We start from the raw sequence: 9745 nt of genomic DNA, 5'->3' as shown, positions 1-9745 counted from the left end.
CGCCCGCCCCCGCCGCCGCCGGCCCGGGCCCGGGGGGGGGGTGGGGGGGTGGGGGGCGCCCGGCCGGATGGGCCACGGTCAGCGCGGGGGGCCACCGCGTCGGCTGCGCGTCAGACGCAGCACCAGGAACACGATGATCGCCACCACCACGAGGCAGCAGAGCAGACCGAGGAAACCGAAGCCGCCGCCACGGGAGCGCCGCCGGGCGGCCTCCACCACCAACTCGCCGGTCCCCGTGGACGCCCAGGCCGCGACCGGCACGAAGACCGCCAGGACGACCGCACCGAGGACCGCGCTGAGCCGGCCCCACCACTTCCCGAATGAAGACATGCGCCCATCCTCGCCGAACGACGCAACCTCAGCACGTCGGTCCACGCCGAATTCACGCCGTTCGGGCGACCGGAGCAGGCCCGCCGCCCTTCTGCACCCTGCCCCTTGTCGGTAGCGCCCACCGGCCGACCCCCCACGCGCACCGCACCCGGCCGGGAAACAGAAAACCCGGCCCCATCATCTGGGACCGGGTTCCGGTGTGCACTTTCCGTGGTAGCGGGGACAGGATTTGAACCTGCGACCTCTGGGTTATGAGCCCAGCGAGCTACCGAGCTGCTCCACCCCGCGTCGACTGGTTAACCCTAACCCATCCGCCCCGACGATGATCAGCGGGGGCCTCGACGGCCCGGGACACGGGTCCCGGAGATGGCGAAAGCCCGCCTCCGGAGATCCGGAGACGGGCTTTCAGTCGTAGCGGGGACAGGATTTGAACCTGCGACCTCTGGGTTATGAGCCCAGCGAGCTACCGAGCTGCTCCACCCCGCGTCGGCTCGTTAACCGTAGCGCACCGACCCCGGGCACCGCAAAACGACTCCGATACCGCCGTCAGCCGAGCCATTTCTCGATTGCCGCCACCGCCCGCCGGCTGTCGGCGTCGACCTGCGCGCGCTCGGCGGCGGTGTACTCCCAACCCTGCTCCCAGAGCACCGTCACCACGTCGTCGACCCGGACCGCCCGGACCAGTCGCACCTCGTACGCGCCCGGATCGCCCATGCCCTGCGGGTACGGGGCCCGCAGCTCGAACAGCACCGACTCGTCGCCGTACTCCCCCGGGTCCAGCAGTCGCTGCCGCCAGGTCCTGGTGTCGTCGGGCATCCTCTGCTCCGGGCAGGCGCGGACGGCCTGCCGCAGCTCCCGCAGCGCGTCGTCGGCGCGGCCGGGACGGTAGATCGTGATGCTGTGCCGGTAACTGCCGTCCGGCACGCTCCCCGTCGGGGTCTCCGGTCGCTTATAGGCCATCGACCGAGCGCGGCGCTGCACCACGGCCGAGTCGCTGGGATACCGGGTCCCGCACAGCGCCGGCACGACCGGGCCCGGCGCGGTCGATTCCAGGCCCGTCCGGTTGGCGGCCGCCAGGACGAAGAAGGCGCGGTCCGGGATCGAGGTCGGTGGGTGGGCGGTCGCCGCGCCGGTGGGCTCGGCCGAGGACGTACCGCTCGGCGTGGCGCGCGACGGCGTCGGGGACGAGGGCGCCGGGGATGCCGACGGCGGCGCGGACGGCGACGGGGAGGGTGGAAGAGCCGACCCGGTCGGCAGCGGGGAGGTCGGCGTGCCGGCCGGTGGTGGCAGCGGCGCGGACCCGTCGGCGGAGAACGCCAGCCGCCCCCCGACGGCCACCCCGCCGAGCAGCACCGCCACCGCCAGCGCACTGCCGGCCACCCGGACCCGGGCCCGCCGGTCGGCGTGCCGACGGACCATCTCGGGGTGGGCCACCTCGACACCGTCGGCCACGACGGTGAGCGACCGGTACAGGTCGGAGAGTTCAGCTGACATCGTTCGCCTCCAACTCCTCGATGTGGACGTCGGGCAGCAGTCCGCCGGGCGGTGCTGCGGTAGAACTCGTCGAAGCTCTGTGCGTCCCTCACGCCTGCCCCCTTGTCCGCGCCCCGTTGCATCAAGGACGGCGGGAGGCGGTCGCGGGTTGCGGTTCAGCGGGACAAAGCGTGTCGGAGAGGCGACAGGCCGGCATAACGTACGGACGCGACGAAGCCCCCGCCGCCAGGACCGGACAGGTCCGACGACGAGGGCTCCGGGATGCTCCTCGGGCGGCCGGTCAGCCGCCCGTGCCGGCGCTCGGGGTGGCGGTCGGCGCCGGCGGCGCACCGCCGCTCGGCGCGCCGGTCGGGTTGGCGCCCTGCTGCGCCTGCTGGAACGCGGTGAGCGCCTCGTCCAACGCCTTGAGCGCGCGACCGTACCGCTCGAAGTCGCCGGAGGTCTGCGCGGCGCGGACCTCGGTGATGGCGGCCTGCACCCGGTCCGCGGCGGTGGCCAGCTCGCCGGCCGGCGGCGGAGTCGTGCTGCCCGGCGTCGGCGTCGCGCTCGGCGACGGGTTGGTCGGGTTACCACCCGTGGTCGGCGGCGGCGAGGTGCCCTGCCCGGCCTTCTTACCCTGCTCGACCAACTGCTTGATGCCGTCGTTGATGTTGTCGGCGAGCGCCACGAACGAGCCGCCGTCACCGTAGGAGAGCAGCACCTTCTGCAGCAGCGGGTACGCGTCCTGCTGGTTGCTCTTCACGTAGACCGGCTCGACGTAGAGCATGCCGTCGGCGAAGGGCAGCGAGAGCAGGTTGCCGTACTGCACCTGGGCCTGGTTGCTGGAGAGCAGGTTGAGCTGCTGGCGGATGTTCGCGTTGTTGGTCATCTGCTGGTGCACCTGCACCGGCCCGGAGATCCGGGTCTGGTCCGGCAGCTCCAGCACCTCCAGCCGGGGCTTCCCGTCGACGTACGACCCGGAGATCAGCGCGGCCAGGTTCTGCCGGCCGTTCGGGGTGACCGCCGAGGTGAGCTGGAACCGCGGACCCTCCTGGCCCGGGAACTGGGTGAACAGGTAGTACGGCGGCTGCTTCTGGCCGCTGTCCGGCGCGTCCGGCACGTTCGGCACCTGCCAGAAGTCCTGCGCGGAGTAGAAGTCACCCGGGTTGGTCACGTGGAACTTGGTGAGCAGGTTGCGCTGCACCTTGAACATGTCCGCCGGGTAGCGCAGGTGCTCCGTCAGCTCGACCGGGATGTCCGCCTTCGGCTTGATCAGGTCCCCGCCGAACGCCTTGTTCCACGCCTTGAGCACCGGGTCGGTGTCGTCGTACTCGTAGAGTGTCACGGTGCCGTCGTACGCGTCGACGGTGGCCTTCACCGAGTTGCGCATGTAGTTGACGTTCTCCCGGGCCAGCTGGAAGGTGCCCCGGTTGGTCAGCTCGTCGGTCGTCTCGACCTGGAGGTTGACCCGCTCGGCGTACGGGTAGGTCGCCGCCGTCGTGTAGCCGTCGACGATCCACTGCACCCGGCCGTCGACCACCGCCGGGTACGGGTCGCCGTCCAGGGTGAGGAACGGCGCGACCTTCTCCACCCGGTCCCGCGGGTTGCGCACGTACAGCAGCTTGGAGTCCTTGTTGACCGCCTCGGAGAGCAGGAAGTTCGACTCCTGCTCCTTGATGGCGTACAGCAGCCGCCGGGTGAACGAGCCGATCTTGACGCCGCCCTCGCCGGTGTAGGTGTAGGACTCGCCGCCACCCTCGCCGACCGGCCTGTCGAACTCGGCCTTCTTGTTCGGGTCGGACTGGCCGACGATCGCGTAGTCGTCGGGCGCCATCCGCTCGCCGTAGTAGATACGGGGCTGCTTGGCCGGGATCTGCTCGGTCTGCGAGGAGCACGCCTCCTGCGTCCGCTCGCCGAGGAAGCCCGAGACGAAGAACGGCTGTCCGCCGCACACCACCTGGTTCGCCGGGGCGGCCACCAGGCCGTACCCGTGGGTGTAGACGGTGTGCCGGTTGATCCAGGTGTTCTGCTGGTCGGTCAGCTCGCCGTAGTTGATCTCCCGGACGCCGACGACGTAGTCGGAGGTCTTGCCGTTCACCCCGTACCGGTCGATGTCCAGCTTGGGGCCGAAGTCGTAGAAGCCCCGCACCTGCTGGAGCTGGGTGTACGTCTCGCTGACCAGCTGCGGGTCGAGCAGCCGCACGTTCGACACGACGGACGTGTCGGTGGCCAGGTTCGCCGGTGGCTTGAGGTTGCTCGCCGCGTACGCGGTGGTGTCGGTGGCGCCCAGCCCGAACGCCGCCCGCGTCGCGTCGATGCTGCGCTGGATGTACGGCGCCTCCTTGTCCTTGGCGCTCGGCTTCACCTCGAAGGTCTGCACCGCCCAGGGGTAGATGCCGCCGATCGCCACGGCGGAGACGCCGAGCAGAGCGAGCGAGATGCCCGGCCACACCAGGTTCCGCATCCAGGCGTTGGAGAACACGATGATCGCGATCGCCACGACGATCGAGATGTACGCCAGGATCTCCTTCGCCGGCAGCAACGCGTTGACGTCGGCGTAGCCGGCGCCGTACAACTTGGCGCCCTCGTTGTACTCCAGCAGCATCGCCCGGCGGTCCAGCACGTACGCCAGGGCCTTGAGCAGCACGAACACCGCGACCAGGGTGCTCAGGTGAGCGCGGGCCGCGTTGCTCATCCGGTCGCCGATGCCCTGCAGGCGGACCCCGCCGAAGAGGTAGTGCACCGCCAGCGCGCCGATCAGGGCCAGCACCACGGCGGTGAAGCCGACACCGAGCAGGTAGCGCCAGAACGGCAGCTGGAAGACGTAGAAGCCGATGTCCACCCCGAACTCCGGGTCCTTGACCCCGAAGTCACCACCGTTGCGAAAGAGCAGCCACTGGTTCCACCGGCTCTGCGCGGACAGGCCGGCGAAGAGCCCGACCACGGCGGCGGTCAGCGCGATCCAGGTGCCGAGGCGCGGGCTGAGCACCATCCGGTAACGCTCCAGGGTGGCCTGCTCCACCGAGTGCGGCCGCAGCCGCGGACGCAGCCGGTGGGCCAGCCACAGGTTGCCGCCGACGACCAGCGCCATGCCGAGCCCGATGACGAGGAACAGCATCAGCCGGGTGACCAGCACACCGGTGAAGACCTCGGTGTAGCGGACCTCGTCGAACCAGAGCCAGTCCGTCCAGGCCTGGACACCCCAGCCGAGCAGGGTGAAGAGCACGAACACCCCGACCAGGACAGCGATGGTGACGCGGCCGCGCCGGCTCATCCTCGGCAGGGGGCTGCTGCTACGCATTACCACGGTTGGCTCCGCACGCTCGATGTGATCGGCTCCGATCAGGCACCCAGAGTACGGGGTGTTTCTGAACGTGTCGGGGCACGGTCACACCGGTCAGCAGCGGGTCGGCTGACCACCCGCGCGCAACGTCTCCAGAGCGGTAAGCGCCTCGTCCAGCGAGCCCACCTTCAGCAACGGCAGGTCGGGCTGCGGATTGCGGACCGCCTCGGCGCAGTTGTCCGCCGGCACCAGGAAGACCTTGGCCCCCGCACGCTTCGCGCCCACCAGCTTCTGGGCGATCCCGCCGATCGGGCCGACCGTGCCCTCGTCGTCGATGGTGCCGGTGCCCGCGATGACCTTTCCGCCGGTGAGGTCGGCCGGCGTCAGCTTGTCCACGATGCCCAGCGCGAACATCAGGCCGGCGCTCGGGCCACCGATGTCCCCCAGGTCGATGCCGAGCGTGAACGGATGCGGCTGCTGCTGGTCGATCTCGACGCCGATCCGCGGCCGGCCGTCCTGCTCGCGGCTCGTCACCGTCGCGGTGGACGCCGTGCCGTCGCGCGTGTAACCGATGCTCAGGGCCGTACCGGCCGGCTTGGCCCGGATCAGCTCGGTGACCTTGGCGGCCACCGGCACCGGCTTACCGTCGACCGAGGTGACCACGTCGCCGACCTTGAGCACCCCGGCGGACGGGCCGTCCGCGGCCACCGTCTTGATCACCACCTGCACGGGGAAGCCCAGCTCACGCAGCGCGGCGGTCTCGGCGCTGGTCTGCGACACCTTGAAGTCCTCGGCGTTACGCTGCTCGACCTGCTCCGTCGACTCCCCCGGCGGGTAGACCAGCTCGCGCGGCACCACGGCCTCGTCGTGGGAGAACCAGCCGGCGATCGCCGAGCGGAGCCGCACCGTGGGCTGCACCCCCACGGTCGTCAGCCGGAGCTGGCCGGCGGAGGTGGAGGTCTCCCGGCCGGTGACCTGGATGACCTCCTTACCGTCGGCCGTGCCGAGGGTGTTGACCGTCGGGCCCGGGCCGAGCACCACGTACGGGATCGGCACCCGGAGCACCCCGATGCTCAGCAGGGCGGTGAACAGGGCACCGAGCAGGACCGTCAGGCCACGACGTCTCATGCGCCAGAGCGTACCGATTGCTCCGGGCCCACCCGACGGATGCGCCGCGCGACTTCGCCCTCAGCGCAACGCCAGCGGCGGCTACCTGGGGCGCGGCCCGCGTACCGTAGACGTCGTGCCTGATATTCCGTTCGGTTTCGCGCTCCCGGGTGGGCAACCACCAGACCCCAACGATCCCGCGCAGATGCAGCAGTTCATGTCGCAGTTGCAGCACCTGCTCTCCGCGCCGGGCAGCGGGCCGGTCAACTGGGACCTGGCCCGGCAGGTGGCGGCCAGCCAGCTCGCCGCCGCCGGCGACCCGGCGGTGTCGCCGTACGAGCGCAACGCGGTAGAGGAGGCGTTGCGCCTGGCCGACCTGTGGTTGGAGCCGGCCTCGTCCTGGCCGTCGGGCATCCAGTCCCCGGTCGCCTGGAACCGCAATGAGTGGATCTTCAAGACGCTCGACGTGTGGCGCAAGCTCTGCGACCCGGTGGCCAGCCGCATGGTCGGCGCGATGGGCGACCTGGTGCCGCCGGAGGCGCGCGCCCAGCTCGGCCCGATGCAGTCGATGGTGGCCACCCTCGGTGGCGCGCTCTTCGGCGGTCAGCTGGGGCAGGCCCTCGGCTCGCTCGCCGCGGAGGTGCTCTCCGCCGGTGACATCGGGCTGCCGCTCGGCCCGGCTGGCACGGCCGCGCTGATCCCGGCCAACATCCGCGCGTACGGCGAGGGCCTGGAGCTGCCCGAGGACGAGGTCCGCCTCTACGTGGCGCTGCGCGAGGCCGCCCACCAGCGGCTGTTCCAGCACGTCCCGTGGTTGCGCGGGCACGTGCTCAGCGCCGTGGAGATGTACGCCTCGGGCATCCGGGTCAACCGCGAGGCGATCGAGGAGGCGATGGGCCGGGTCGACCCGACCGACCCGGAGTCGATGCAGGCGATCGCCCTGGAAGGCATCTTCACCCCGGAGGACAGCCCGGCGCAGAAGGCCTCGCTGGCCCGGTTGGAGACCGCGCTGGCCCTGGTCGAGGGCTGGGTGTGCCACGTCGTGGACAGCGCGGCCAGTGACCGCCTGCCCAACGTCGTCCGGTTGGGCGAGGCGTTCCGCCGCCGCCGGGCCGCCGGCGGCCCCGCCGAGCAGACCTTCGCCGCGCTCGTCGGCCTGGAGCTGCGCCCGCGCCGGCTGCGCGAGGCGGCGGCCCTGTGGGCGGCGCTCACCCAGCACCGCGGCATCGAAGGCCGGGACGCCGTCTGGGGCCACCCGGACCTGCTCCCGTCGGACGACGACTTCGCCGACCCGGTGGCCTTCGCGATGAACGACACGGACCTGAGCGAGCTGGACAGCTTCGACTTCACCGCGCCTGGTGGGGTGGAGGAGAAGGCCCCGGGCCAGTCCGACGACACCGAGGGCGACACCAACACCGACGGCGACACCAAGGCCTGACGCGCGAGCCCGGGTGCCCGCGCCACTCGGCGGCGGGCACCCGGCACGCGTCCGCGCCACGTCACCGTTGCGGCGGGGCGCAGGATTGCCTGGTCAGGCGGGGCGACCCGAGCCCGACAGCAGCGCGCGGGTGGCCTCCCAACCCTCGAAGGCCGGGTCCAGGGTGGCGAGGTCGGCCGGTCCGCGCTGGCGGCGCCAGCCGGCCGTGACGGCGACGTCCCCGGGCGCGGGAGCACCGGCTCGGGCGTCCGCTGGCGTCGCCGTGTCCAGGTCGAGCGGGGGCAACCACTCCGGCACGGGCAGTCGTACGGCCACTCCGAGCAGACCCGGCCCACCCCCCTCCACCGGCGCCACGGCGACCGACCGGGTGGTGAGCGGGCGCAGCAGCTTGCCGACGGTCAGCGCGGGCAGGTCGGGCACGTCAGCGCAGAGCACGGCCGCCTGGTCGTAGCCGTCCAACGCGGCGAACACTGCGTTCGGCGTCGGCTCGGCCACCTCGTGGACGGCGGTACCGGGCCAGACCAGCGCGTCCGCCAGTGGACGGTCGGCCGGGGTCACCGCGACGGCGACGTCCACCTCGTTGAGGGTGGCGACCAGGTCGACGACGTCCTCGGCGAGCGCCGCCCGCCACTGCACCCGGTCGATCCCGGGCGGCGACCAGCGCACCGGCCCGAGCATCACCACCACCACCCGCCGCGCCATGACCCGACCCTAACGCCCCGGCCCGCCCCCTCGCCCGGCGCGGCCAGCCCGCACGGCTGATGATCGGCACCAGGTCGGCGATGTTGCGCTGTCCTGTCGTGGAGATGCCCCCACCTCGCCGACCTGGTGCCGATCAAGGGCACGGGCAGGGTGCGATCAGGTGGGGACGGGGGCACAGGACGCGGCGGCGACGCCCTCAAGGTAGCCGCGGGCGCGCTCCGACTTGGGGTAGCGGCCGACCAGCGCCCAGAAGCGAGCGTTGTGACTGGGCACGATGAGGTGCGTCAGCTCGTGCAGCAGCACGTAGTCGATCACCCAGTCGGGCATGTCCTGGACGCGGTGCGAGATGCGGATGCTGCGGTCGGCGGGCGTGCAGGAGCCCCAGCGGCCGTTCTGGTTGGTGACCCAGCGGACACTGGCGGGCACCGCCTTCGCGCCGTACCCGCCGAGGTATTGGTCGATCAGCCGGTTGGCCCGGGCGACCAGTTCGTCGTCCGAGCGGGCGAGCCGGCCCTCGCGGGCGGCGAGTCGCGCCAACATACGGTCGACCCACTCGCTCTCCTCGGCCCGGGAGAACTGGTCCGGGATGAGGACGACCACCCGCTCACCGTCACGGTACGCAGACACCGTGCGTCGCCGACGCTGGCTGCGCCGCACCTCGACGACCGGCTTACGCGTCCCCGCCATCACTGGCCCGCGCAGCCTCGGCTACGTGTCACGAAGGAAAGCTAATGCGTACTGACCAGGAGTCCGCAAGAGTCAACCGCACGACACGCGCCCAAAAAATGGTGTTTGGTCGCCCCGCGTCCCGAAAATTTCTTGGGCCGGTCGTCGCCGGGACGTCTCGTCACCCACCGTGTACGTCGACGGCGCGGCAGCGCGCGGGCTCCCTCCACCGTAGGTGATCACCGTGCTCGGCGCTGCCGCGGGGGCACTCGCACGGGTGGCTGTGAGGGTTTGGTCGGCGTGTCCCCGCCAAACTGACTTATCCGACCTAATTCGCCATGCACACTCTCGACGTCGACTTGCTCACAGGCCGATGCACAGCTGACATGGAACTGCCCAGACCTGGGTAGGGTCCGCGGACCAGCGGTCACGAGGGTGGCCGTGGAGTGAGACCCAGCGCCGGCGCCCCGTGTGGCCCGCCGCCGGGCACCCCGCCGGGACCGTATTGACCGGCGGACGAGACGAGGAGGGCTACCGTGGCCGACCAGGCCCAGACCTACAACGGTTACTGCGTGAAGTGCAAGGAGAAGCGGGACTTCGAGGGGCACGTCGAGGTCTCGAAGACCGGAATGAACATGGCCAAGGGCAAGTGTCCGGTTTGCGGCACAACAGTGAACCGGATTCTCGGCAAGGCCAAGGTCTGACCGTACGGATCGACGGGGGGCGGGACGGCCACAACGGCCGTC

At 71.3% G+C, this 9745-nt stretch carries 8 protein-coding genes and 2 tRNA genes; 2 read left to right on the top strand and 8 right to left on the bottom strand.

Annotated elements, in window-relative coordinates; genetic code table 11:
* Positions 1 to 78: 78 nt before the first annotated feature.
* The 6 genes from ABZU46_RS29015 to ABZU46_RS28990 form a co-directional block, all read right to left on the bottom strand.
* A complete protein-coding gene (locus ABZU46_RS29015) occupies positions 79 to 330 on the bottom strand; it encodes a hypothetical protein (protein ID WP_354862718.1) in 252 nt (83 codons plus the stop codon).
* Between the two features lie 211 nt (positions 331 to 541).
* Positions 542 to 618 (bottom strand) — tRNA-Met (locus tag ABZU46_RS29010).
* A gap of 124 nt (positions 619 to 742) precedes the next feature.
* A tRNA-Met gene (locus ABZU46_RS29005) sits at positions 743 to 816 on the bottom strand.
* A gap of 60 nt (positions 817 to 876) precedes the next feature.
* Complete coding sequence (locus ABZU46_RS29000) at positions 877 to 1824, bottom strand: hypothetical protein (RefSeq protein ID WP_354862716.1); 948 nt, start codon at positions 1822 to 1824, stop codon at positions 877 to 879.
* A 280-nt stretch (positions 1825 to 2104) separates the two neighbouring features.
* Positions 2105 to 5104: a UPF0182 family protein gene (locus ABZU46_RS28995; RefSeq protein WP_354862714.1), complete on the bottom strand. Its 3000-nt coding sequence runs from the start codon at positions 5102 to 5104 to the stop codon at positions 2105 to 2107.
* 96 nt (positions 5105 to 5200) lie between these two features.
* Positions 5201 to 6214, bottom strand: coding sequence for a PDZ domain-containing protein (locus tag ABZU46_RS28990; RefSeq protein WP_354862712.1), 1014 nt, complete (start codon positions 6212 to 6214; stop codon positions 5201 to 5203).
* Positions 6215 to 6329: 115 nt separating this feature from the next.
* Between ABZU46_RS28990 and ABZU46_RS28985 the strand changes: the two genes are divergently transcribed.
* On the top strand, positions 6330 to 7631 hold the full coding sequence (locus tag ABZU46_RS28985) for a zinc-dependent metalloprotease (RefSeq protein WP_354862710.1): 1302 nt from the start codon (positions 6330 to 6332) through the stop codon (positions 7629 to 7631).
* A 93-nt stretch (positions 7632 to 7724) separates the two neighbouring features.
* Here ABZU46_RS28985 and ABZU46_RS28980 read toward each other — a convergent pair whose 3' ends face one another.
* Both ABZU46_RS28980 and ABZU46_RS28975 read right to left on the bottom strand, forming a co-directional pair.
* Entirely contained in the window at positions 7725 to 8333 is a 609-nt protein-coding gene (locus ABZU46_RS28980; RefSeq protein WP_354862709.1) for a hypothetical protein, read from the bottom strand.
* A gap of 156 nt (positions 8334 to 8489) precedes the next feature.
* Positions 8490 to 9020: a M48 family metallopeptidase gene (locus tag ABZU46_RS28975; RefSeq protein WP_354862708.1), complete on the bottom strand. Its 531-nt coding sequence runs from the start codon at positions 9018 to 9020 to the stop codon at positions 8490 to 8492.
* A gap of 515 nt (positions 9021 to 9535) precedes the next feature.
* Here ABZU46_RS28975 and ABZU46_RS28970 point away from each other — a divergent pair.
* The gene (locus ABZU46_RS28970; RefSeq protein ID WP_007464795.1) at positions 9536 to 9703 is read left to right on the top strand and encodes a DUF5679 domain-containing protein; all 168 of its coding nucleotides are present in this window, start codon (positions 9536 to 9538) and stop codon (positions 9701 to 9703) included.
* The last annotated feature ends 42 nt before the right edge of the window (positions 9704 to 9745 follow it).

It is taken from the genome of Micromonospora sp. NPDC005197 (genome assembly GCF_040608295.1).
Classification (GTDB): Bacteria; Actinomycetota; Actinomycetes; order Mycobacteriales; family Micromonosporaceae; genus Micromonospora.
The sequence above is the reverse complement of the archived record's forward strand: the minus strand, read 5'-3'. Positions and strand labels throughout refer to the sequence as shown.